We start from the raw sequence: 25,289 nt of genomic DNA, 5'->3' as shown, positions 1-25,289 counted from the left end.
AGAGATAATCGTTGATTATGAAGAAAAGTGGAACCACGCGGAAAGCGTCTTTTGATAAGGAAACTTATTTAAAAGGCGCTTCTTTTCTTTATAAGAAGCTGTTTTCCTACATAAAATACTTACGAAAGGAGTGGAAAGTCATGAGTTGGTTTGCCCGAGCGATTGATGCAGCAAAGAGAAACGATCCGGCTGCACGTTCGACAGCGGAGATCGTTTTGACCTATCCTGGTTTTCATGCCTTGTTTTGGCATCGTTTCTCTCATTTTTTATATCAGCATCGGCTCTTTTTATTGGCGAAGATCAATGCTCAATTTTGGCGATTCCTGACAGGTGTTGAAATCCATCCAGGAGCAACGATTGGAACAGGTGTGTTCATCGACCATGGAATGGGGATCGTCATTGGCGAAACTGCAGAAATCGAGGATGATGTGATTTTGTTCCATGGCGTAACATTAGGCGGTACGGGAAAAGAAACAGGTAAAAGACATCCAACGGTCAAACAAGGAGCCATGCTCTCTGCGAATGCGCAGATATTAGGACCGGTAACGATCGGAAAAAACGCAAAAATCGGTGCAGGTGCCGTTGTGTTGAAAGATGTTCCAGACGATGCTACAGCGGTAGGAGTACCAGCAAAAGTCGTTCGAATCAAAGGAGAAAAAGTGAGGAGATCAGAATGATAAAAATCTACAATACATTGACCAGAAAAAAAGAAGAATTCATCCCTATACAAAAGGGACATGTCGGTATGTATGTCTGCGGACCGACTGTGTATAATTATATCCATATCGGAAATGCTCGTAGTACCATTGCTTTCGATACGATTCGACGCTATTTTGAATATCGAGGCTATAAAGTCGATTTTGTATCGAATTTCACGGATGTAGACGATAAAATCATCCGTACAGCAAACGAATTAGGCATCACAGCACCAGAAGTCGCTGATCGTTTCATCCGAGCATTTGAAGAAGATACGAAAGCGTTGAATGTCGAGCCTGCTACACTGCATCCAAGAGTCATGGACCATATGCCAGATATTTTAGCATTTATTCAAGTGTTGGTTGAAAAAGGCTATGCTTATGAATCTTCAGGTGATGTGTATTACCGTACCCGTAAATTTGAAAACTATGGGAAATTAAGTGACCAATCCATCGATGAATTGGAAGTCGGCGCAAGTCAGCGTACTGGTGAAGAACAGCAGCAAAAAGAAGACCCATTAGATTTCGCTTTGTGGAAACAAGCAAAACCAGGCGAGATTTCTTGGGATTCGCCATGGGGCAAAGGACGTCCCGGTTGGCACATCGAATGTTCCGTCATGGCAACAAAACATTTAGGCGAAACGATCGATATCCATGGTGGCGGGCAAGATTTGGAATTTCCTCATCACGAAAATGAAATCGCACAAAGTGAAGCGAAAACAGGGAAAAAATTCGCTAATTACTGGATGCACAATGGCTATGTAACGATTGGCGAAGACGATGAAAAAATGAGTAAATCTCTAGGGAATTTCATCACTGTGCATGAAATGATCCAAAACGTCGATCCACAAGTCTTGCGCTTCTTCATGGCGACCACACAATACCGTCGTCCGATCCGTTACAGTGAAACGACGATGAAAGAAGCAGCCACCAATTTACAACGACTGAAGAATACGTTTGACAATTTGAAATTCCGCCAAGAAACTGCCTCAGAGAATTTGGCAGATGATGCGGATAAAATCGCTTTGTTAGAAAATTTGGAACAGCGATTCATCGAAGAAATGGACGATGATTTTAATGCAGCAAATGGGATCACAGTGGTCTATGAGCTTGCTAAATGGCTGAACACTTATCTAGACCAGCCGGAAGTTTCTGCCACTGTCTTGGCACAGGGAGAAGCTTTATTCTCGCAATGGCTTTCGATCTTCGGTATTTTATTTACAGCAGAAGAATTATTGGATGAAGAGATTGAACAATTGATCGAAGAACGAAATCAAGCAAGAAGCAATCGTGATTTTGCCCGAAGCGACGAAATCCGTGATTTGTTGAAAGAAAAAGGGATCTTATTAGAAGATACACCCCAAGGAACCCGATGGAGAAGAGAAGCATGAGAGATTACACACAATTGAACGGTTTAGCCTTGGCTTACGTGGGAGATGCGATTTACGAAATCTATGTTCGCGACCACCTGATCGATCAAGGAGAAACAAAACCCAATAAGCTGCATCGTGCGGCAACGAATTATGTTTCTGCGAATGCACAAGCTTTTTTGATTCAGCAAATGCTGGAGGAACATCTTTTGACAGAAGAAGAAGAGCTTTATTATCGCAGAGGAAGAAATGCCAAAAGCCATACGAGTGCAAAAAATGCTGACGTTACGACTTACCGGGTCGCAACAGGGTTCGAAGCACTGATGGGTTATCTGCATTTGACAAAACAAACCGAGCGGATGGAAGAATTGATCCGCTGGTGTATTCAGAAAGTTGGTGAAAAAAATGGGTAAAGAAAGAACAAACAAACATCAATCGAAACGTGGATTTGAAGACAAAAAACAAAATAGATATCCAAATAAAAAGCAAACTGGACGAAATCAGTCAGTTTCTGATCAAAATGAAGAAGCATTAGAAGATAATTTCGTCTTTGGACACCACGCCGCAGTAGAAGCGCTACAACAAGGGCGAGGGAATAAACTCTTTCTTCAAGAAGATTCACGAGGAGAAAAAGTAGAAGAACTGAAAGAAATCGCACGTGAGCAAGCTGTACCGGTCAAATGGGTCCCTAAACAAAAATTAGAAACTTTGAGCGATCATGGCGTGCATCAAGGAGTCGTTCTTGCGATTACACCTTATGAATATTTATCCCTTGACCAACTGATTGAACGAACAAAAGAGAAAAAAGAAGACCCCTTCTTTTTGATTTTGGATAGTATCGAAGATCCACACAATTTTGGGTCGATTTTACGGACAGCAGACGCAAGTGGCGTTGATGGTGTGATCATACCAAAACACCGAGCAGTTGGAATCACGCCTATCGTAACAAAGACTTCCACTGGTGCAGTGGAATATGTGCCTGTTGCACGTGTGACGAATTTGGTACAAGCTGTGCAACAGCTCAAAGAGACAGGATTTTGGGTATTTGGCACAGATATGACCGGCACAAACTTCCAAAAATGGAATGCCAAAGGATCCATTGCTTTAGTCATTGGTAATGAAGGCAAAGGAATGAGTACAGGATTGAAAAAAGAAATGGATGAATTACTGACGATTCCAATGACTGGGCACGTCCAAAGTTTAAATGCCAGTGTTGCTGCTGGATTGCTGATGTATCAGGCTTTTTCCCAACGTCAGGGGGAGTAGGTCATGAAAAAACAGCTGTTGATTGTAGATGGCTACAATATGATCGGTTCGTGGCCGGAACTGGTCCAGCTTAAAAAGCAGGACAAAATGGCAGATGCAAGAGAAGCTCTTTTGCATCGTTTATCAAATTATGCGAAATATGAAGGACTGGAAGTCATCGTTGTCTTCGATGCTCAATTAGTACCGGGCATCCAGCAAAGTTATAGGAAATATCAGTTGGATGTTGTTTTTACGAAAGAAGATGAAACGGCTGACAGTTATATCGAGAGAATCGCTGGGCAGCTGAATGATCGTTTGACACAAGTAACAGTGGCGACAAGCGATCTAGCAGAACAGTGGATGATTTTTTCTCAGGGGGCGTTGCGAACTTCTGCTTACGAGTTATATAAAACGATTAAAAAAACGGAAAAAACAATAGCCCAAGAAAATAAAGATATGCATTTTGTTGATTTCCGACGTAATTCTCCGTGGAATGAAGAGCAGTTAAAAAAATTGTCCCAAAAATTGGACGATTTAATGAGAAAAAATAAATAACATATCGTTCTAATCAGTTCGATGAATCATTGATGATAAGATTCCTCCATAAACGAATTTATGGAGGAATTATTTTATGTCTGAGGAGTTATTGCGCGCTGCACGTAATGGTGACGAAGAAGCATTTGCTGCCCTGTATCAAAAATATTTTCCACTCTTACTACGTTTGAAAAACACCTATTATTTAAGAAATTATGTTACTGAGGATTGGGAACAAGAAGCGAGGATCGCTTTATATCAGGCATTGAGAACTTACGAAAAAAGCAAAGGAGTCAGCTTTGGAAGTTATTATAAAAGTATCATAAGCAATCAAATTTATTCTTTATTGAGAAAACAGAACGCGCTGAAGCGCCGTGACCAAAAAGACGAAGTCTCGATCGACCAAAAAATAGAGACAGAAGGACCAGATTTTTTAGCAGAGATCACCTTGCAGGAACCTTTAGCAATTCAGCATCTTTTATTAAAAGAAGCAATCGAAAATTGCGAGATCCGATTTTCAAAAAAAGAAGCACAAATTTTTCATTATTACATGCAAGGGGTTGATTTTGCGGAGATGGCTGAATGTTTGTCAATGGATCACAAGCAAGTGATGAGTGCATATGGAAGGGTAAAACTCAAAATAAAAAAACACTTGAAATTTTATAATGAGGAATAATTTAGAAAAATCTTAATGAGCTTCTTATTTATTTTTATTGCATTTCTTTTTTTTTTATGGTAAACTTGAAAATTTTAAAAATATGTGGTATAGTTGGTAGTAGAGGTGAACTGTATGCCAACAACTTTAGCTTCAATCAAGAAAGATTTAGAAGGTCGTATCGGCAGCCCAATCATGTTGGTTGCTCAGACAGGAAGAAAGCGTCAAACAGAACGCCGCGGCGTTTTAACAGAAACCTATCCTTCAGTATTCGTTGTTGACTTGGATCCTGAAGAAAATTCTTTTGAACGAGTATCTTACAGCTATTCAGATGTACTTACTCGGACAGTTGAGATCGAATTTTTAACTGAAGCAGTTTAAAAAGCAAACGAGCCTGAGATTCGTAAGGTTCGTTTGCTTTTTTGTGTATGAATCGGTATGCTAATAATAAAAAAGTAGGAGGCGTTTACTTAGTGGAATACCAGGTAAAGAAATTTGAAGAATTGTCGACAGCAGAGTTTTATGCAATCGTCAAAGAACGGATTGCAGTCTTTGTTGTGGAGCAACAGTGCCCTTATCAAGAAGTTGATGATATCGATGGACAAGCTTGGCATACGTATTTCCAAGATACTGATGGGAAGATCCTTGCCTACACGCGGGTATATGAAGAAGCAGAGAGCATCCATTTTGGTCGCGTTCTTGTTCATCAAAATAACCGTAAAGACGGCTTAGGAAGAAAGATTGTCCAAGAAACGATCAACATGATCCAGAAAAAATTTCCAGAAAAACCAATTGTGATCGGTGCACAAGAATATCTACAGGCCTTTTATGAGTCTTTTGGATTCAAGGCAATCTCAGATGTGTATTTGGAAGATGATATTCCGCATATCGACATGAAAAAAGAACAGGTAACAAGTTAAGAATCTAAAAAAAGAAAGCCGACACTGAAAATCGGCTTTCTTTTTTTTTAGATTCTTCATTATTTAGAAGTATCTGAAAGATTTGTTTGCTCTACCGGATGCGTATTGTCTTCTGCCACTTGTTTGGCAAGAAGATCGCGTATGTCACTAAGATAATCTTCTGCGGTAGGTGTTTCTTCCACTTCTTCTTCTGCTTCTTTGGCGCGTAAATTCTTCGCACGGTTTGCCGCTTTGACAACTAAGAATAAGACAAAACCAGTAATCAGGAATGTAATGATAGCACTAATAACGTTACCAAACGCAAACGTGACACCTTTTGTCGGCGACCAGTCAAGAATTGAAAGTGCTCCTTCTAAATCAGAAGTTCCTGTGATCATAGCGACAATCCAACCAATTAGCGGAGTGATTAATCCTTGTACCACTTGGTTTACGATACTTGTAAACGCACTCCCGATAACAACACCGACAGCAAGATCCAAGACATCTCCACGCATGATGAACTCTCTGAATTCTTTGATCATGAATGACCCTCCCTTCTTTTGTATGTCTTTAGTATATCGAAAAATAAAAAATAAAAAAACGATATACGCTTTTAGCCGTCTGTCCCTTTTGATAAAAAACTTCTATGCTATACTATAAAGTGTAACATCATTTAGAAAAATCGGCGAATTGCCTGAACTTATATATTTCAAGCAGATGCATAAGTAAAAAAGGCCGATTGTCCTACTAAAAGAGTAAGAGGCAATCATCTATGAAAAGGAGCATATAAATATGGTGTATCAATTGGCAGAAGGCGTGAATCTTCATGTCTTACCAACAAAACAATACAAAACGATTCGGATTTTTATCCGTTTTACTGCACGTCTGCAACAAGAAGTCATTACAAAACGTTCACTACTCAGCAGTATGCTGGAAACAAATAGTTTGAATTATCCGGATCAGACAAAGTTAAGTGCGAAACTTGCTGAGCTTTATGGTGCAAGCTTCGGACTATCAGTAAGGAAAAAAGGGAACTTGCATTGGCTAAACGTAGGAATCAGCTTTGTGAACGGCGAATATGTCAATGATCCGAACCTTTTCTCTCAAGCGGTGGATTTTTTAAAAGAGGTTTTATTTTATCCAAATATCAAAAATCAACAGTTTGATCAGTTGACGTTTGACTTGGAAAAGAACAATCTGCGTCTCTATTTGGAAAGTTTGAAGGAAGATAAACAAACTTTTGCTTCCTATGCACTGCAAGAACTTTATTTTGAAAACAGCCCGGAACAAAAAATCCCAAGTTTAGGCGTAGTGGAAGAACTAGACAAGATCACTGCTCGTTCGCTAGCGGCTTACTATCAAGAAATGATGGCGAACGATCAAATTGACATTTTTGTTGTCGGCGATGTTGATCCGGACAAAGCAGCCGAAGCTGTGGGGCAATTACCATTTGAGCCGCGTGAAACAGCTCATCCAGAATTGTTTTATACCCAGCCTCAAGTGAATATCGTCAAGGAACGACAAGTCCGTGAGCCAATCGTTCAAGCAAAGCTGAATCTAGCTTATCAGACAAATGTGTATTATGATGAGCCAGAACGTTTTGCGCTAATGGTCTTCAACGGTTTATTTGGCGGGTTTCCTCACTCCAAACTGTTCATGAATGTGAGAGAGAAAGAAAGTCTAGCTTATTATGCCTCTAGCAGTGTGGATACATTCCGAGGGTTCATGAGTGTCCAGACCGGTATCGATGAAAAAAACCGAAATCAAGTACTTCGCCTGATTCACGAGCAATTAGAAAGCTTGCGAAACGGTAAAATAACAGATTTGGAACTAGCTCAGACAAAAGCGATGCTAAGAAACCAATACCTGCTTTCTCTAGACTCTCCGCAAGCGGCAATCGAAGCTTCTTTTTTAGACAGCTGGCTGCCGGAAACAAAATTATCTGATGAAGAATGGTTGAAACGTATGGAGAGTGTAACGATCAAAGAGATACAACAAGTAGCTGAGCAAATCGAATTGCAAGCAATCTTCTTTTTAGCAGGAGGAAATGCAAATGAATAAAACAGAATATGAGCAAATCAATGAAACGCTTTATCATGAAGTACTGCCCAACGGTTTGTCCGTGTATTTGTTACCTAAAAACGACTATCACAAGACATATGGTTTGTTCAGTACGAATTATGGTTCGATCGATAACGAATTTATTCCCTATGGTGAAAAAGAAAAAGTGAAAGTCCCAGATGGCATCGCTCATTTCTTAGAACACAAGCTGTTTGAAAAAGAAGATGGTGATGTCTTTCAATTATTTGGACAGCAAGGTGCTTCCGCTAATGCTTTCACGAGTTTCACGAAAACTAGTTACCTGTTCTCTACGACTGATCAGGTAGAAAAGAATCTGACGACCCTGATCGACTTCGTACAAGCACCTTACTTTACAGAAGAAACTGTAAACAAGGAAAAAGGAATCATCGGTCAGGAAATCCAAATGTATGAAGATGACCCTAACTGGCGGATGTTTTTTGGTATACTAAATAACTTGTATCCTACACATCCGTTGCATATTGATATTGCGGGCACGGTTGAAAGTATCGACAAAATCACAGCTCAAGACTTGTATACGTGCTATCGGACGTTTTATCAGCCAAGCAATATGGTTTTATTTGTAGTTGGTAAGATGGAGCCTGAGAAATTGATGAAACTTATTCGGGAAAACCAAGAAGCAAAAAATTTCCCGCCAAAGCAAGAAATTGTACGGTATTTCCCAGAAAACACAAAAGAAATCATCAAACAAAGTGCATTGGAAGCAGCCATCACACGAGATAAATTTGTACTGGGTATTAAAGGATTAGACACATTGCCGCAAGAAGGAACAGAACTACTACGTTATAAAACAGCTATCAATCTGTTGTTTCAAATGATTTTAGGTAATACTTCTCGAAACTATCTAGCTATGTACAATCAAGGAATTATCGATGACAGCTTTGGTTTTGAATTCAGCTTGGATCGTGAATTTCACTTTGCGGACTTCAGCGGAGATACGGATGAACCAGAGAAAGCAGCAGAAAAAGTCAAAGAAATCATTCTTGGATTCGCTGATGATCCTGAAGTGTCAGAAATGAATCTCGATTTGCTGAAGAAGAAAATGCTTGGACAATATTTCCAATCATTGAATTCAATCGAATATATTGCTAATCAATTTACGCAAAGTTTATTTGGTGATCGAACATTATTTGATCTTCCTGAAATCATCGATTCGATCCAAATGAAAGACGTACTGGCAGCTGGAGAAGCATTTATAAGTGAAGAGGCCTTCAGTGAGTTTTATATGAGACCAAAATAAACCAGTATTTTATGGAGAAAAGTCTTAAATTTCGTTTTAGACTTGTAGCAGGAACCTCCTCCAAAACCAGCTTTTATGGTATTCTTAGATGTGTTGGAAATATTAATGAGAAAATAAAACAAATCATGCTCTCTTTTAATCAACTTATATTAAAATAAAATCAAACGAAGTAATCAAAGAGGTTGTGACAGAAGTGGTCAGCTTCAAGAAATAAGAAGGAATTTACGAAAATTGCTTCTCAAATTTTTGTGAAATTTCGGCTTATTGCCGAAGAAGCTACTTCTGGAACGCCGTTTATACGGAAAAAGGAGCTGTGACACGACTTTTGTCACAGCCACCAAACATAACGTCTTTCGTTGCAACAGCAGATGCTTCGGAGAATCAAACAGACTGGAGAAGATGAACGAGTGGCTTTTGAAACCATCGGAGAAAAATTACGGCAAGCACGCCTGAATAAAAAGATATCTTTAGATGAATTACAGCAGATTACAAAAATTCAAAAACGTTATTTGGAAGCAATCGACAATGATGATTTTGATCAATTGCCTGGTAAGTTTTACGTACGGGCGTTTATTAGGCAATACGCTGAAGCTGTAGGAGAAGATGGAGACCATTTAGTCGATGTTTTTGATGGAAAAAGCAAATTGACAGGATCGGTCCCTGAACGTCCGCAGCCTGAAACAGTAAGTACTTCCAGAAAAGCAATACATCAAGAAGAATCGCATCCAAGTCGTTTTTGGACAAGTCTTCCTGTCATTTTATTAGGATTGGTTGCTTTGGCGATCGTCGTTGTCGTAGGCTATATGACTTGGCAAGATCGTCAAGCTGATCCAATAATCGGCGATACAGCTTCTTCGCTCAAAGTAGAAGGATCAGTCGAGGAGTCCTCTTCCTCAGAGAAAAGCACGCAGACCCAAGAGTCTTCTACAGTAGAGTCAACAACAGAATCAAGTGAAGAAAAGAAAATGGCAATAGCTGCAGGAGAGGATTCCGGTAGTGCCATCGCAGTAAATATTACAGATGCTACCAAGCCTGTCACTCTTGAGTTTACCGCTGTCAATCGTGTGTGGATCGGTGTGCTAGTAGACAATGCTTATGTTTATCAAGGCACACTGGCAGCAAATGAAACACAAAGTACCGTGTTACCGGAAACAGCGGCCAATGCGACCATTACGATCGGTGCAGCAAGCAATGCGACGATCAAAGCGAATGGAGAATCCGTACCAGTTAATCCAGGGGAAAACAATCAGAGTCCTAAAAATGTGAACCTGACTCTCCAATACGTAGAGTGATCGTATAAATGAGTTTATTCATCTATTTACTTGTAGGCATAAAAAAGAAGGATCGTGACAAACCTGTGTCGCGGTCCTTCTTCGTTATTTCCAAAAGATCAATTTCAATAAAAATGCTCCGTTGAATAAATTCGTTCGGAAAAGTAAATAATATCGGTGGAAACTTCGCGGATAGTCACGTAGAATAGGGAAGAAAGGAGTCGATAATGTGAATTTACCAAATAAATTAACTGTACTTAGAATTTGTATGATCCCGATTTTCATTTTGGTTGTAGGATTACCGTTAGATTGGGGACAACTTAACGTAGGGGACACCACACTGGCTGTTACGCAGCTAGTAGGCGCAGTTATTTTTGCATTAGCCAGCATCACAGACTGGTTAGACGGAAAAATTGCCCGTGCACGAGGTCTTGTCACTAACTTTGGCAAGTTTGCGGACCCACTGGCAGATAAAATGCTAGTTATGACCGCTTTTATCATGTTGGTTGACCAGGGAAAGGCCCCAGGTTGGGTAGTCGCGATTATTGTCTGCCGCGAATTAGCCGTCACAGGCTTACGTTTACTACTTGTCGAACATGGAGAAGTCATGGCTGCTGCTTGGCCGGGAAAAGTCAAGACGGCTACACAAATGGTTGCTATTATCTTGCTGTTTATCAATAATATCCCATTCAATCTGATCGGTATTCCAGTAGACCAAATCATGCTTTATGCTTGTCTGATCTTTACTATCTATTCAGGTGCGGATTACTTCATCAAAAATAGCGGCGTGTTCAAAGGATCAATGTAGGTATTGTTTTGTGGATGGTCAGATTCGTCGGTTCTTGATAAAGCGAAAATAATTTGATCATATAATGAAAAAAGAACTGGGGAGAGGCTGGTCCATGGATCAGCCTTGCCCTCTTTTTAAATAAAAAAATATATAAGTACAGCGTATACTATATAAGGGAGCGGGAAGTAATGAAAGCAGAAATAATAGCTGTCGGAACAGAACTTTTACTAGGACAAGTCGTGAATACGAATGCCACTTTCTTGTCAGAACAGCTAGCTGATCTAGGTATCGAAGTTTATTATCAGACAGTCGTAGGAGATAATCAGCAGCGTTTAGAAGAGTTGATTGCTCTAGCTGAAACAAGAAGTGAACTCATACTCTTATGTGGCGGATTAGGGCCGACAGAAGATGATCTGACAAAAGAAGCAACTGCGGCTCACCTCGGTAAGTCTCTCATACAAAATACGGAAGGATACAAAAAATTATTGGCATATTTTGAAACAACCCATCGAAAAATGACCAAAAACAATCTGCAACAGTCTCAAATCATCGAAGGCGGGGTTCCTCTACCAAATCGTACAGGGCTTGCTTTAGGGACTTTTTATCAAACAGATACACACGCATATATCCTTCTTCCCGGTCCGCCTAATGAGTTGAAACCAATGTTTGTGGAACAAGTACGTCCATTACTAGAGGAACGTTTTCCTTCTGAAGAAAAACTGATTTCTAAAGTTTTGCGCTTTTATGGGATTGGTGAATCGCGACTGGTCACTGAACTAAAAGATCTGATCGAGACACAGATCAATCCAACGATCGCTCCTTATGCCAAACCAAATGAAGTGACATTGCGTCTAACAGTGAAAACAAAGGATGTTCAGGCAGGAAATCAAGCTCTTTTAGCATTGGAAGAAAAGATTCAAGAACGAGTAGGAGAATATTTTTATGGATATGGCGATGATAATTCGCTAGCAAAAGTCGTAGTGGAACTGCTGAAAGCAAACAAGCAGACTGTAACAGCGGCGGAAAGCTTGACAGCCGGTGCCTTCCAAGCCGCATTGGGCGATATTGCTGGTGTATCTGAAGTATTTCCAGGCGGCTTCGTTACCTACTCGTTCCAAACAAAAGCTGGTTTTCTGGAGATTGATCCGGAGCTATTAGCAAAATATGGAACAGTCAGCAAAGAATGTGTGGAGCAGATGGCCATTCAAGCACGTGAGATAGCAAGAACAGATTACAGTGTAGCTTTCACCGGAGTGGCTGGACCGGACACATTAGAAGGTCACCCTGCAGGAACAGTATGGATCGCAATTTCATCTAAAGATGGCGTGGTTTCAGAAAAATATCACTTTGCCAGAGACCGTGCGGCTATCAGATATAATGCGGTTATGCAAGGATTTGATCTTTTGAGAAAACAGCTTTTAAGAAAATGATAAATGCGAATATTTGTTCGGTTTTTTCTTGCTTTTTATTACTAAAAACGATATGATAAGGATAATGAAATGTTGCTCTGATTTGTAAATATAAGGAGGATTATCGTATTGGCAGATGATCGTAAAGCAGCCTTAGATGCTGCACTGAAAAAAATTGAAAAGAGCTATGGTAAAGGCTCTATTATGAAATTGGGCGAAAAAATCGACCAACAAATCTCTACAATTCCAAGTGGCTCTCTTGCGTTAGATGTCGCTTTAGGTGTCGGCGGTTACCCCCGTGGACGTATCATCGAAGTATATGGACCTGAAAGTTCAGGTAAAACAACAGTGGCGCTACACGCTATTGCAGAAGTACAAAAAAATGGCGGAACGGCCGCTTTCATTGATGCTGAGCATGCGTTAGATCCGCAATATGCACAAAAATTAGGTGTGAATATCGATGAACTACTTCTTTCACAGCCTGATACAGGAGAACAAGGTCTGGAGATCGCTGATGCTTTAGTATCAAGTGGGGCTGTAGATATCGTAGTAGTCGATTCAGTTGCTGCTTTAGTTCCACGAGCAGAAATCGACGGCGAAATGGGTGACTCACATGTCGGGTTACAAGCACGTTTGATGTCTCAAGCATTGCGTAAACTCTCTGGTTCGATCAACAAAACAAAAACAATCGCTATTTTCATCAACCAAATCCGTGAAAAAGTAGGCGTGATGTTTGGGAATCCAGAAATCACTCCTGGAGGACGCGCATTGAAATTCTACGCAACGATCCGTTTAGAAGTACGTCGTGCAGAACAATTGAAACAAGGAACAGATATTGTTGGTAACCGTACAAAGATCAAAGTCGTAAAAAACAAAGTAGCACCTCCTTTCAAAATCGCTGAAGTAGATGTCATGTATGGTTTAGGGATCTCACAAGAAGGAGAACTTCTAGATATGGCAGTAGAAAAAGACATCGTTGATAAAAGCGGTGCTTGGTACTCTTATAAAGAAGATCGGATTGGCCAAGGACGAGAAAATGCTAAAATCTATATGGCTAATCATCCTGAAATGATGGCAGAAGTTTCTGCTCTAGTTAGAGCAGCTTATGGCATTGGTGAAGAAGTGGCTGTCCCAGAAGATACAAAAGGCCAAGAAGAATTACCTTTAGAAGAAGAATAATAAACAACATAAATAAAAACGGCTGGTCTGAAGAGTAGATACTCTCCTTGACCTGCCGTTTTTTTATTGAATAAAGAACAAAGAAATCTTGAGTTATTTAATCATACGAGTAGCTACATAAAATAAAAAATATCTATTCGACTACAAAAAGTAATTTAGTGAAAAAGTTTCTCAACTTAAAGGTTTACCTATATGAAACTAGTGTCATTTATTCTAAAAACCACCGTTTAATGAATAACCAGAAAGCCGTTTCTTTGTTTATTTAAAGTTGACACTACGGGGTACAAACATTAGAATAAAGTTGTGCATGTTTTTTGTACACATATATGCGAAGATGCATATTGACAAGTTTAGAATAATTTATCATAGAAGCTGTATAGATGATAAAAATGAAAAAGATAGTATGGAGGTGGATTTTATGGTATTCAACATTCTCCTCGCTATCATCGGTTTAATTGTCGGTCTTGGTTTAGGGTTTATGGTCGCAAAGTCACGTCACGAGAAAGAAATAGCTGGTGCACAATCATCAGCTGCTGGGATCATCGATAGTGCAAAGAAAGAAGCAGAAACTCTAAAAAAAGAAGCATTGTTAGAAGCTAAGGAAGAAAATCAGAAATACCGTTCTGAAGTTGAAAGTGAGCTGAGAGAAAGTAAGTTAGAATTAAAATCTCAAGAGAATCGTTTGATTCAACGCGAACAAACGCTGAATCGTAAAGATGACTCGTTAGAAAAACGCGAGAACTCACTTGAAAGTAAAGAAGAAGCACTTAGTTCAAAACAGCAATTAATTGAAGAGCGAGAAAAAGACGTTGAAAAAATGATTGAAGATCAACAAAAAGAACTAGAAAAAATTGCTGGTTTATCAAAAGAGGACGCACGAGATGTCATCATGAAATCGACTGAAGAAGAGCTGAATCATGAGTTAACTCTAATGGTAAAAGAATCTGAACAGCGTGCCAAAGAAGAAGCAGATCGCAAAGCGAAAAACTTATTATCATTAGCGATTCAACGCTGCGCAGCAGATCAAGTTTCAGAAACGACTGTTTCAGTCGTTACCCTTCCGAATGATGAAATGAAAGGTCGTATCATTGGACGAGAAGGTCGTAATATTCGAACGCTTGAGACGCTGACTGGTATCGATTTGATCATCGATGACACACCTGAAGCAGTTGTTCTTTCCGGATTTGATCCAATCCGAAGAGAAATCGCACGAATGACCTTGGAAAAACTGATACAAGATGGACGAATCCATCCAGCACGAATCGAAGAAATGGTCGAGAAATCTCGTAAAGAAATGGATGAACGTATTCGTGAATACGGGGAAGAAGCAGCATTTGAAGTCGGTGCCCATACACTTCATCCAGATCTAATCAAGATCATCGGACGTCTGAGATTCAGAACTAGTTACGGACAAAACGTCTTGAAGCATTCGGTTGAAGTTGCAAAATTAGCTGGTATCTTAGCAGCAGAACTTGGCGAAGATATCCAATTAGCAAAACGTGCCGGATTGCTCCATGATATTGGAAAAGCACTTGACCATGAGATTGAAGGATCTCACGTTGAGATCGGTGCGGAATTAGCTGCCAAGTACAAAGAAAACCCAGTAGTCATCAACGCAATCGCTTCTCACCATGGCGATGTGGAAGCGACTTCTGTTATCTCTGTCCTTGTAGCTGCAGCAGACGCGCTTTCAGCAGCAAGACCTGGTGCGCGAAGTGAATCATTGGAAAACTACATCCGTCGTTTAAGAAGTCTGGAAAATATTTCGAACAGCTTCGCCGGTGTAGAATCAAGTTACGCAGTTCAAGCTGGACGCGAAGTTCGGGTAATGGTCAAACCAGAAGAAATCTCGGATCTGGACGCTGTTCGTTTAGTACGCGATATCCGTAAACGAATCGAAGAAGAGCTGGATTATCCTGGACATATCAAAGTAATCGTTATTCGGGAAACTCGCGCAACTGATTATGCTAAATAAGAGTAAACAAAAAAGAAGAGTCGCGGCAAAAGCCGCAGCTCTTCTTTTTTTGTAAGGCACGAAAAAACATTGCTATTATTATTTATTCAACATCTCAAGATCTTTCTCGATCGTCGTATTGATTCCTTTGATGATTGCTGGGATGAATCCTGCTTCTTCTAGGGCAACTACACCGGCAACGGTTGTACCACCAGGAGAAGAAACTTGGTCTACAAGTTCCCATGGATTTTTATCACTTGAAAGGAATTTTTGACAAGAACCCATGATTGCTTTTGCAGCAATTTCAGTTGCTGTTTGTTTGGACAAACCATTTAATACACCAGTCCGTCCCATCGCATCGATCAGCATATAAATGAATGCGGGCGAGCTGCCAGCAAGTCCGATGAATGTACTGAAATCTGCTTCTGCTAAAGGATAGACGCTACCGATTGCTTCAAAAATTATCGTGGCTTGTTGAAGCTGTTCATCCGTGGCAGCTTCATTTTTGCAAATCGCAGAAACGCCTGCTCCTACGCTGACATTGACATTCGGCATCACACGTACGATGGAGGCCTGAGGATCTTCAAGCGCTGTTTCTAAATCTGTTAATGATTTTCCTGAAGCAATAGAAATGAATAAGACCTTCTGGCTGTATTCTTTTAGTTCTTTCAATACTTTTTCAATGATTTTTGGTTTCACGGCTAAAAGAACGATATCTGATTTTGATGCAACTTCCTGGTTGCTTTTGCACGCATGGACGCCAGTTTCAGCAGCGAATGTTTGTGCATTTTCAAAATGACCACTGGAAACGAACACTTTTTCTTTCGAGACTGTTCCTGTTTTCAATAAACCATCAATAATAGCTTGTGCCATATTCCCTGTACCGATAAATCCTACTTTCATGTTATCCTCTCCTTTAGCATTAGGATATCTTTCTTTTTCTATGATCGCAAGCAAAGAACAGGTCTAAAGTGGAAAAATTAAAATAAATAAGATAACATTGGGGTATAACACAAAAGTATACAAGTTAGGAATGGGAAAATGTGAAAAATAAACGATACTTGATGCTGCAATGGATAAAGGAACATAGTCTGATTTTAAAATTGATTTTTTTCGGCTCCGTGTTAGTCTTTGTGGCAAATCAAGTCGCAAATATTGCTAATGGCATGAGTTGGCAAGATATTTGGCAAAGGATGGGACAACAAAGCCATATGACGATCCTGCTCATGATTCTGGCTGGACTGCTGGGTGTCACTCCGATGTTGTTGTATGATTGGGTGACGATCAGAGTCTTAGAAAAACAAGGAAAACCAAAAATGGAAAGAAAAGAGTTTCTTCTTGCTGCGTGGGTAACAAACACGATCAACAATCTCGCCGGTTTTGGTGGTGTGGTAGGAGCAAGTCTTCGGGCTAGTTTTTATGGAAAGCAGACAAATAGGAAAATGGTGTTAGTGACTGTTTCAAAAGTCGCACTATTTATGCTGACTGGTTTGTCTGTATGGTCATTTCTTACATTTATTGATGTCTTTTTTATTCAGTCAGAAAGTATTTTTCGGAGCTATTGGATCTGGCTTTTCGGCGGTAGTTTTTTAGCGCCAGTCATTTTCTTTTTTGCTTACCTAAAGAGAAAGACCTTGTTCTCTGAGTTTTATCCAAAAGGCTTGCTTGGTTTGCTACTGGCATCTTTTGGACAATGGACAGGGGCACTTGCGGTATTTCTGACTATCGGCAAGTTGATGAGAATAGATATTTCCATGTTTTCGATCTATCCTATGTTCATGATTGCGACGCTGATAGGAATGTTGACAATGGTCCCAGGTGGAATGGGGACTTTTGATGTTTTGATGATCTTAGGAATGAGTCAATTGTCTGTTCGGCAAGACGTAGCAGTAGTTTGGTTGTTATATTATCGGTTGTTTTATTATGTCCTGCCTTTTTTGACGGGACTTCTATTGTTCATCACACATACAGGAGTCAAAATCAATCGATTTTTAGATAATATACCGCGATTATTTTTCCAAAAGGTTGCGCATATCGTGCTCGTAAGTGCTGTATATTTTGCAGGGATCATGATGGTACTCCTGTCAACGATCACTAATCTGTCTGCAATCAGTCGGCTGTTTCAGGTATTATTGCCGTTCTCGTTCAACTTTTTAGACCAGACATTGAACCTATTAGTGGGCTTTTTATTGCTCGGTCTTGCTCGAGCACTTTCAGTAAAAGTCAAAAAGGCATTTCTGCCTACGATCGCTTTACTAGCTTTTGGTATTTTAAATACGATCACACGTACATTATCTTGGCAATTGTTATTGGTATATGTCTTGATTCTATTGGCTGTGTGGTTATCTAGAAAAGAATTTTATCGAACAAAATTCGTTTATTCTTGGGGAGCGATACTCTTTGATGCTAGCTTGTTCGGTTTCTTGTTTATTGTTTACGCAATTGCAGGTTATCATAGTGGACGCTTTTTAGTTGGACGGATAACAGGTAACCATTTTATTTTGTTTCCTTCAGATGATGTGTGGTTCTCAGGGCTCATTGGTTTGGGCATCTCATTGCTAGCTTTAGTGGCGCTTTATCAATACTTAGCAGAAGATCCTACGACGCTTGGCATTGAGTACGAAAAAGAACGTTTTGACCGTTTATTGGAAACATATGGAGGCACAGCTACAAGCCATCAGCTTCGCTTGCCAGGATACAGTTATTTTTATTACCAAAAAGACGACCAAGACCAAGTCGTTTTTGGCTATCAAATCAAAGGGAACAAATGCTTTGTTTTAGGAGATCCAATTGGTAATCCCAAAATGATGCGGGCAGCAACGAATCAGTTCATGAAACGAGCAGATTGTTTAGGTTATCAGCTTGCTTTTTATAAGATATCAGAAAGCTACGTAGTGATGCTTCACGAATTGGGCTTTCATTTCACGAAAGTAGGTGAAGCAGGAATTGTTGATCTAGAGACAGAAGACTTGTCTCGGCTGAGTCAGCAACTTGAATATCAACGTTTGATGAAAGAAGGATACCATTTCACTTGGTACGACCAACTACCAGAAGAATTACATCAAGCTGTAAATGAAGTTTCACAAAAATGGCTTCACGGGGCACGAGAAAAATACTTTTCTGTGGGACGATTTGATGAATCCTATGTATTGTCTAGTGGCGTCGGTATTGTCCGTAAAGATCAAAAAGTCGTAGGCTTCATCACCGCTCAACCGATGACGAAAGAACAAGCGGGGTATGATTTGCTGCGAATCTTGCCTGAAGAGCCTGAAGAATTAGCGGATTATCTATTAGCTAATTTGTTCATTGTATACGAGAAAATGGGCTATCTGGAAGCAAATCTAGGATTAGCTCCTTTAGCAAATGTTGGAGAAACAGATTTTTCTTTCTTTCAAGAAAAAGTCATGCATATCGTATATAATTATGGTAATTTTTTCTATTCCTTCCAGTCTGCTTATGAAAAGAAATTAAAATATGTCGATCATTGGGAAGGTCGCTACTTTGCATATCGGAAAGGAAGTAATTTCGGATTTGCTACCATGCAGCTGCTCAGTCTGATAGGGAAAGAAAAAGGAAATGTGCCGAGTTTGGCAGAAGAAGTGCTCACAGAATTATAAGAATCACTAGAGTTTATTTGGATTATGAAGAGAAAATTCTATGAAAGCTGTTGAAACGATGACAAAATCAACAGCTAAGCGGACATAAGCTATACTTTTATTTTTCCCTATGATAGAATACTTGCGACTTAGACTTTTCGAATGGGTGAGAGGATGGAATTGATTGAAAAAGCGCCAGCCAAGATAAATTTAGGACTGGATGTATTATATAGACGGCAAGATGGGTATCATGAGTTGGAAATGGTGATGTCGAGCGTAGACTTGGCAGATCATCTATTTTTTGAAGAAATAGCAGAAGATAAAATCATTGTAGAAACAAATAAAGCATTTTTACCGGTAGATGAGCGTAACAATGTTTATCAAGCTGCTTTATTATTAAAAAACAAATACAATATCAAAACCGGTGTCAAGATCTTTGTTAAGAAGAATATTCCAGTAGCCGCTGGATTAGGCGGAGGAAGTACAGACTGTGCAGCTGCTTTAAGAGGGATCAACCAATTATGGAATCTAGGTTGTTCATTAGAAGAGCTAGCAGAGATCGGTTTGGAAGTTGGTACAGACGTTCCTTACTGTGTATATGGAAGTACGGCTTTTGTCGGAGGTAAAGGGGAAGAAATCCAAGTATTACCTTCTATGCCGCAGTGCTGGGTTGTGTTGGTCAAACCAAGAATGAGTGTTTCCACACGTACAGTGTTTAGGGAAGTAGATACGCAAGTTATCCAACATCAAGATATCCACGGACTTGTTGAAGCCATCCGAGAGCAAGATTATCAGCAGATGATCAAAAAAATGGGAAACAGTTTAGAAGATGTAACGGGAAACCGGCATCCAGTCATCCATCAAATCAAAGAACGTATGGTCAAGTACGGAGCAGATGCTGCATTGATGAGTGGAAGCGGACCAACCGTTTTTGCCTTGTGCCAACATTATTCAAGAGCGCAGAGAGTATATAATGGGTTAAAGGGTTTTTGTGAAGAAGTTTATTTAGTACGAACCTTGCAATAAAAATAGAAGAAGTAAAACAGGTAAGGAAAGACTGAGGAGTCCTAAAATAGGATTCTTCAGTTTTTTTATTGTAATGAACAGCTTAAACATGAGTGTTAACTCATCCATTTTACGATTTAATCAGAATATCCATGTTTAAATCAGAAATTGATGGATTTCTATTGACGGCGTTTTTTTATTTTGATACATTAATTCACGTTGATAAATCGTAAAATTACGATTTGTTTATTTGAAAGGAGCATATAGATGAAAAAATATCTTTTGACAGCTACGGTAATGATAGGTGCTTTATTGTTTGCAGCATGTGGAAATACGAATAAGGAAGCAGATAAAAAAGAAGACTTGACGATCGTTACGACATTTTATCCGATATATGATTTTACAAAAGAGATCGTAGGGGACGAAGGAAACGTGAAACTTTTGATCCCTGCCGGAACGGAGCCTCATGATTTTGAACCAAGCGCAAAAGAAAGAGCAGAAATTTCCGATGCAGATGTTTTCGTGTATAATAGTTCAGACATGGAATTTTTCGTGGATTCGTTGAAGGATTCAGTGGACAGCAAACAGACCTTGATGATCGAAGCAGCTAAAGGAATTGACCGCTTAGAATCTCAAGAAGCAGATGAACACGAAGAATCAGAAGAAGGACATAATCATGCGCATGAATATGATCCCCATGTTTGGCTCGATCCGGTATTAGCTATAAAAGAAGTCAGAACAATTGCTGGAGAATTAGGCGAAAAATATCCAGATAAAAAGGAAATATTTACGAAGAATGCTGATGCTTATATCAAAAAGCTTGAAGCACTGGATCAAAAATACTCCGAAGAACTCAAAAATGCGACAAACCGCACATTCGTCACTCAGCATGCTGCTTTTGCTTATTTAGCGAATCAATACAACTTAGAACAAGTGGCGATTTCAGGTGTTTCGCCAGATCAGGAACCAACACCAAGCCGCTTAGCTGAACTAAAAGAATTTGTGAAGAAAAACAACATCAAAGTGATTTACTTTGAAGAAAACGCCTCTTCGAAGGTGGCAGAGACATTGTCGAATGAAACGGGTGTGAAGTTAGAGGTGTTGAATCCTTTAGAAAGCTTGACCAATGAACAAATCAAAGCAGGCGAAAATTATATTTCTGTCATGGAAAAAAATCTGGAAGCTTTAAAAGAAAGTATCAATTAAGTCTAGAATGGAGGTTATAAGGTGCGTTACATCGAAATATCTGATTTGACCTTTTATTATGATGATGAACCAGTACTAGAAGATGTCTCCTATCATGTAGACGCGGGTGAATTTGTCATTTTGACTGGAGAAAATGGAGCAGCCAAGTCAACCTTGGTGAAAGCATCGTTAGGATTACTGAAACCTTCAAAAGGAACGATAAAGATTGCTGAGAAAAATCAAGAGGGAAAAAAATTAAGTATCGGCTATATTCCCCAACAAGTTGCATCTTTCAATGCAGGTTTTCCAAGTACGGTGATCGAATTAGTCCGATCAGGAAGATACCCAAGAGGCCGCTGGTTCAAGCGTCTCTCTGAAAAAGATCATCAACATGTACAGCGGGCTCTAGAAGCTGTTGGGATGTGGGATATGCGAAACCGGCGGATAGGTGAATTGTCTGGCGGACAAAAGCAGCGGATCAGCTTAGCACGTATTTTTGCTACTGATCCTGACTTATTTGTCCTTGATGAGCCAACAACAGGAATGGATGAAGAGTCTCGAAATGAGTTTTATCGCCTTCTTCGACATAGTGCCCATGTCCATGGGAAATCAGTTCTAATGATCACTCATGATCATGAAGATATCAAACAGTATGCGGACAGACAGATCCGACTGGTGAGAAAGGAGGATTCTCAATGGCGTTGCTTTCATATGAATTCATGAGAAGAGCTTTTCTTGCGGCTATCTTCATAGCGGGGATCGCCCCGATGCTAGGTGTGTTTTTAGTGATCAGAAGACAATCGCTGATGGCTGATACACTTTCCCATGTCTCTTTAGCAGGGGTAGCGTTAGGATTCTTTTTGAACCTTAATCCTACACTTACGACCATGCTAGTCGTTGTGCTAGCAGCTGTGATATTGGAATATCTGCGAACGATCTACCGAACCTATTCGGAAATCTCCATTGCCATTTTAATGGCTGGCGGTTTAGCGCTAGCTTTAGTATTAATGAATCTGAGTGGCGGGAATTCTGCAACAAGCATCCAATCTTATCTGTTTGGTTCGATCGTGACCATTACTTGGGAGCAAGTCATCTTTTTAGGAATCTTATTCGTTGCGATCGGTATATTGTTCTTTTTATTCAAACGTCCGATGTATGTTCTGACTTTTGATGAGGATACCGCTCATGTAGATGGATTACCCGTTCATTTGATGTCAATGATGTTCAATGTGATTACTGGTGTAGCTATTGCTGTGATGATCCCGATTGCCGGTGCACTTTTGATATCCGCAATCATGGTTCTTCCTGCAGCAATCGGTATGCGGTTAGGTAAAAGTTTCAATGTTGTGATTGCTATCAGTGTTTGTGTCGGATTTCTAGGGATGCTGTCAGGATTGACTAGCTCGTTTTATCTAGATACCCCTCCAGGAGCAACAATCACATTAGTCTTTATTGCTTTGTTCCTGATTGTAAATATCATCAAACGAATATTGGTTGCCTTTAGAAGAAAAAATAACTGAATGATAAAGAAAAGAAGCCTGATAAAAACGAAAAATTTTTTATAGGCTTCTTTTTATTTTAATAAATACCGAACTATTTTCTTATTTTTTCATAAAATGCTCGAATTTTTGAAGAAAAACTTATATAATGTAAAACGATAAAATTTCTTAAAAGGAGTTGGAATAGGTGAAAGTACGTCGCAGTGAACGTCTGGTTGACATGACACAGTATTTATTGAATCACCCGCATGAATTGATTTCCTTAACAAGCTTTGCCGAACGTTATGAATCTGCTAAATCTTCCATCAGTGAAGATTTGGGAATCATCAAGAAAACATTTAAAGAACGAGGGTATGGTACCTTGGAAACAATCCCAGGTGCTGCAGGTGGTGTATTGTTCATCCCTGAAATTTCATATGAAGAGGCGAAAAAATATATTGAATCTCTAGCAGAACGTCTATCAGAACAAGATCGTCTGCTTCCAGGAGGATATGTTTATCTCTCTGATTTGTTAGGAGAACCTGAACTGCTGCGTCAAGTTGGGAGAATCATTGCTTCTAAATACCTTGGTGAAAAAATCGATGCTGTAATGACTGTAGCCACAAAAGGCGTACCTATTGCCCAAGCTGTGTCCTATTATCTGAATGCACCATTCGTTATTGTACGCCGAGACTCAAAAATAACAGAAGGATCAACAGTAAGTGTCAACTATGTGTCCGGTTCTTCTGAAAGAATTGAAAAAATGGAATTGTCTAAGAGAAGCTTGAAACGTGGTTCACGTGTCCTTGTAGTGGATGATTTCATGAAAGGCGGCGGAACAGTTAACGGAATGAAGAGCTTGATCGAAGAATTCGAATCAGAACTTGTTGGCATCACTGTATTTGCCGAATCGAAATTCAACGGACATCGCGCTATCGATGATTATACGTCACTGCTTTATGTCAAAGATGTAGATACTCAAACGAAAAATATCACGGTTGTGCCGGGAAATTATTTTTCAGAATAAGAGGTTGTGAAAAAGCCGCTTAGTTTCGAGTAGTAAGAAAAATTTTGTGAAAATGGCTTTCCACATTTTTTCATAAATTTGGCTTAATACCGAGGAGTTGGCAGGAGAGCACCGGTTACCCAATAGATAGGCCCTTTATGGTCTATCTATTTTTTTATCCAAAGAACACCGTGGTGAAAGAAAATCACTTGTTTTGTTGAAAAAATGGGTATACTGGGATAAACTGAAATCAGCAAACTATATTTAGGAGTGACGCAGTTGGACGCACGTTATGCAATTATTTTGGCGGCAGGGAAAGGTACCCGCATGAAGTCAAAATTATATAAAGTTTTACATCCCGTCTCTGGTAAACCTATGGTAGAACATATCATCAATCGGGTCAGTGAAACGAAACCAGATGAAGTGATTACCATCGTTGGACACGGAGCAGAACAAGTCAAAGCACAACTAGGAGAACGCAGTAAATATGCGTTACAGGCGGAGCAATTGGGAACAGGACATGCTGTTTTGCAAGCCGCTTCTTTCTTGGAAGGAAAAAAAGGAACGACGTTAGTTATCAGTGGCGATACACCATTATTGACTACTGAAACGCTGAACAATCTTTTTGAATATCACCAAGGAAAAAATGCAAGTGCGACGATCTTGACGGCACAAGCAGAAAACCCAACAGGATATGGTCGGATCATTCGTGACCATATTGGGATCGTAGAAAAAATCGTGGAACAAAAAGACGCAACACCAGAAGAAGCACTTGTACAAGAAATCAATACAGGAACATACTGTTTTGACAACGAAGCTTTGTTCGATGCGTTAAGCAAAGTCGGAACAAACAATGCTCAAGGTGAATACTATCTGACAGATATCATCGAAATCTTAAAAGAAGAAGGCAATACAGTTGCTGCTTATCAAACAGATGATTTCGAAGAATCAATGGGAGTCAATGATCGGATCGCGTTAGCTAAAGCAAATGAGATCATGAGAAAGCGGATCAACCAGATGCATATGGTCAATGGCGTAAGCTTTGTCGATTCAGCAACGACATACATCGATGCAGGCGTAGAGATTGGTCCAGACACATTGATTGAAGCAGGTGTACAAATCCAAGGCAATACAGTCATCGGTTCTGATTGTGTCATCGGGGCACATTCAAAAATCGTAGACAGTAGGATTGAGGATCACGTCGTCATTGAAAACTCAGTCATTGAAAGCAGCCATGTCAAGAAGCATGCAGATGTGGGACCTTATGCACATTTACGACCAAAAGCTGAAATTGGCGAAAACGTCCATATCGGAAACTTTGTGGAAGTGAAAAATGCTCAAATCGGCAAAGGAACGAAAGTCGGTCACTTGACTTATGTTGGTGATGCTACGTTGGGAGAAGAGATCAATGTCGGATGTGGTGTTGTCTTCGTCAACTATGATGGAAAGAACAAGCATCATACGACTGTCGGCGACCACAGCTTTATTGGTTCTAGCACGAATATCATCGGACCTGTCGAGGTAGCTAAAAACAGTTCGATTGCTGCCGGGTCAACAATTACAGACAATATTCCAGAATATGCGCTGGCAATTGCGAGAGCAAGACAAGTCAATAAAGAAGGATATGCAAAAAAACTCCCTTATCTAAACTAAGACTTTTGCAAAATCACTTGATTTA

The 25,289-nt window shown here is 39.8% G+C and carries 24 protein-coding genes and 1 other annotated feature (1 of these 25 cut by a window edge); of the genes, 22 read left to right on the top strand and 2 right to left on the bottom strand.

Annotated features, from left to right (window positions below):
- Positions 1–55, top strand: a binding site (T-box leader); it begins 185 nt to the left of the window's first position.
- An 85-nt stretch (positions 56–140) separates the two neighbouring features.
- The 8 genes from epsC (at position 141) to RWU19_RS02235 (ending at position 5,419) form a co-directional block, all read left to right on the top strand.
- Complete coding sequence (gene epsC / locus RWU19_RS02270) at positions 141–677, top strand: serine O-acetyltransferase EpsC (protein WP_002293094.1); 537 nt, start codon at positions 141–143, stop codon at positions 675–677.
- Positions 674–2,086 (top strand): cysteine--tRNA ligase, encoded by a 1,413-nt coding sequence (gene cysS, locus RWU19_RS02265; protein ID WP_002315873.1) that lies wholly within the window; start codon positions 674–676, stop codon positions 2,084–2,086. The genes epsC and cysS overlap by 4 nt, the downstream gene beginning before the upstream one ends.
- A complete protein-coding gene (locus RWU19_RS02260; RefSeq protein WP_002293091.1) occupies positions 2,083–2,478 on the top strand; it encodes a Mini-ribonuclease 3 in 396 nt (131 codons plus the stop codon). The genes cysS and RWU19_RS02260 overlap by 4 nt, the downstream gene beginning before the upstream one ends.
- Positions 2,471–3,331, top strand: coding sequence for a 23S rRNA (guanosine(2251)-2'-O)-methyltransferase RlmB (rlmB, locus tag RWU19_RS02255; RefSeq protein WP_123837804.1), 861 nt, complete (start codon positions 2,471–2,473; stop codon positions 3,329–3,331). The genes RWU19_RS02260 and rlmB overlap by 8 nt, the downstream gene beginning before the upstream one ends.
- A gap of 3 nt (positions 3,332–3,334) precedes the next feature.
- The gene (locus RWU19_RS02250) at positions 3,335–3,865 is read left to right on the top strand and encodes an NYN domain-containing protein (protein WP_123837791.1); all 531 of its coding nucleotides are present in this window, start codon (positions 3,335–3,337) and stop codon (positions 3,863–3,865) included.
- Positions 3,866–3,941: 76 nt separating this feature from the next.
- Positions 3,942–4,520 (top strand): sigma-70 family RNA polymerase sigma factor, encoded by a 579-nt coding sequence (locus RWU19_RS02245; protein ID WP_002293088.1) that lies wholly within the window; start codon positions 3,942–3,944, stop codon positions 4,518–4,520.
- 114 nt (positions 4,521–4,634) lie between these two features.
- Positions 4,635–4,880, top strand: coding sequence for a Veg family protein (locus RWU19_RS02240; RefSeq protein ID WP_002287434.1), 246 nt, complete (start codon positions 4,635–4,637; stop codon positions 4,878–4,880).
- 92 nt (positions 4,881–4,972) lie between these two features.
- A complete protein-coding gene (locus RWU19_RS02235) occupies positions 4,973–5,419 on the top strand; it encodes a GNAT family N-acetyltransferase (RefSeq protein ID WP_002315876.1) in 447 nt (148 codons plus the stop codon).
- 59 nt (positions 5,420–5,478) lie between these two features.
- Here RWU19_RS02235 and mscL read toward each other — a convergent pair whose 3' ends face one another.
- Entirely contained in the window at positions 5,479–5,940 is a 462-nt protein-coding gene (mscL, locus tag RWU19_RS02230; RefSeq protein ID WP_010733126.1) for a large conductance mechanosensitive channel protein MscL, read from the bottom strand.
- A gap of 250 nt (positions 5,941–6,190) precedes the next feature.
- Here mscL and yfmF point away from each other — a divergent pair, with 250 nt between their 5' ends.
- The 7 genes from yfmF (at position 6,191) to rny (ending at position 15,362) form a co-directional block, all read left to right on the top strand.
- The gene (yfmF, locus tag RWU19_RS02225) at positions 6,191–7,459 is read left to right on the top strand and encodes an EF-P 5-aminopentanol modification-associated protein YfmF (RefSeq protein WP_316002734.1); all 1,269 of its coding nucleotides are present in this window, start codon (positions 6,191–6,193) and stop codon (positions 7,457–7,459) included.
- Positions 7,452–8,738 (top strand): EF-P 5-aminopentanol modification-associated protein YfmH, encoded by a 1,287-nt coding sequence (yfmH, locus tag RWU19_RS02220; RefSeq protein ID WP_123837793.1) that lies wholly within the window; start codon positions 7,452–7,454, stop codon positions 8,736–8,738. Before yfmF ends, yfmH begins: the two co-directional genes overlap by 8 nt.
- A gap of 368 nt (positions 8,739–9,106) precedes the next feature.
- Entirely contained in the window at positions 9,107–10,030 is a 924-nt protein-coding gene (locus RWU19_RS02215; protein WP_174123999.1) for a RodZ domain-containing protein, read from the top strand.
- A 208-nt stretch (positions 10,031–10,238) separates the two neighbouring features.
- Positions 10,239–10,817: a CDP-diacylglycerol--glycerol-3-phosphate 3-phosphatidyltransferase gene (pgsA, locus tag RWU19_RS02210; protein WP_002293081.1), complete on the top strand. Its 579-nt coding sequence runs from the start codon at positions 10,239–10,241 to the stop codon at positions 10,815–10,817.
- A 170-nt stretch (positions 10,818–10,987) separates the two neighbouring features.
- The gene (locus tag RWU19_RS02205; protein ID WP_123837794.1) at positions 10,988–12,229 is read left to right on the top strand and encodes a competence/damage-inducible protein A; all 1,242 of its coding nucleotides are present in this window, start codon (positions 10,988–10,990) and stop codon (positions 12,227–12,229) included.
- 108 nt (positions 12,230–12,337) lie between these two features.
- Positions 12,338–13,387 (top strand): recombinase RecA, encoded by a 1,050-nt coding sequence (gene recA / locus RWU19_RS02200; RefSeq protein ID WP_002293077.1) that lies wholly within the window; start codon positions 12,338–12,340, stop codon positions 13,385–13,387.
- A 418-nt stretch (positions 13,388–13,805) separates the two neighbouring features.
- Positions 13,806–15,362 carry a ribonuclease Y gene (rny, locus tag RWU19_RS02195; RefSeq protein ID WP_002287336.1) on the top strand — a complete coding sequence of 519 codons (1,557 nt, stop codon included), beginning with the start codon at positions 13,806–13,808 and terminating at the stop codon, positions 15,360–15,362.
- A 78-nt stretch (positions 15,363–15,440) separates the two neighbouring features.
- Here the strand turns inward: rny and proC are convergent, their stop codons facing one another.
- Complete coding sequence (gene proC, locus RWU19_RS02190; protein WP_123837795.1) at positions 15,441–16,244, bottom strand: pyrroline-5-carboxylate reductase; 804 nt, start codon at positions 16,242–16,244, stop codon at positions 15,441–15,443.
- 140 nt (positions 16,245–16,384) lie between these two features.
- Here proC and mprF point away from each other — a divergent pair, with 140 nt between their 5' ends.
- The 7 genes from mprF to glmU all read left to right on the top strand — a co-directional run bounded on the left by mprF (position 16,385) and on the right by glmU (position 25,264).
- On the top strand, positions 16,385–18,958 hold the full coding sequence (mprF, locus tag RWU19_RS02185) for a bifunctional lysylphosphatidylglycerol flippase/synthetase MprF (protein ID WP_123837796.1): 2,574 nt from the start codon (positions 16,385–16,387) through the stop codon (positions 18,956–18,958).
- Between the two features lie 153 nt (positions 18,959–19,111).
- On the top strand, positions 19,112–19,963 hold the full coding sequence (ispE, locus tag RWU19_RS02180) for a 4-(cytidine 5'-diphospho)-2-C-methyl-D-erythritol kinase (RefSeq protein WP_086286424.1): 852 nt from the start codon (positions 19,112–19,114) through the stop codon (positions 19,961–19,963).
- 246 nt (positions 19,964–20,209) lie between these two features.
- A complete protein-coding gene (locus RWU19_RS02175) occupies positions 20,210–21,148 on the top strand; it encodes a metal ABC transporter substrate-binding protein (protein ID WP_123837797.1) in 939 nt (312 codons plus the stop codon).
- A gap of 21 nt (positions 21,149–21,169) precedes the next feature.
- Complete coding sequence (locus RWU19_RS02170) at positions 21,170–21,850, top strand: metal ABC transporter ATP-binding protein (protein ID WP_002315885.1); 681 nt, start codon at positions 21,170–21,172, stop codon at positions 21,848–21,850.
- Entirely contained in the window at positions 21,823–22,647 is an 825-nt protein-coding gene (locus RWU19_RS02165; protein WP_002287344.1) for a metal ABC transporter permease, read from the top strand. Before RWU19_RS02170 ends, RWU19_RS02165 begins: the two co-directional genes overlap by 28 nt.
- 166 nt (positions 22,648–22,813) lie before the next feature.
- Complete coding sequence (gene purR, locus RWU19_RS02160) at positions 22,814–23,632, top strand: pur operon repressor (protein WP_002287345.1); 819 nt, start codon at positions 22,814–22,816, stop codon at positions 23,630–23,632.
- Between the two features lie 258 nt (positions 23,633–23,890).
- On the top strand, positions 23,891–25,264 hold the full coding sequence (glmU, locus tag RWU19_RS02155) for a bifunctional UDP-N-acetylglucosamine diphosphorylase/glucosamine-1-phosphate N-acetyltransferase GlmU (RefSeq protein WP_002298200.1): 1,374 nt from the start codon (positions 23,891–23,893) through the stop codon (positions 25,262–25,264).
- Positions 25,265–25,289: the final 25 nt, after the last annotated feature.

The sequence above is a fragment of the Enterococcus sp. 2STP genome, from assembly GCF_032465635.1.
GTDB classification, from domain to species: Bacteria; Bacillota; Bacilli; order Lactobacillales; family Enterococcaceae; genus Enterococcus_B; species Enterococcus_B lactis.
This window is presented reverse-complemented; position numbering and strand designations above follow the sequence as displayed.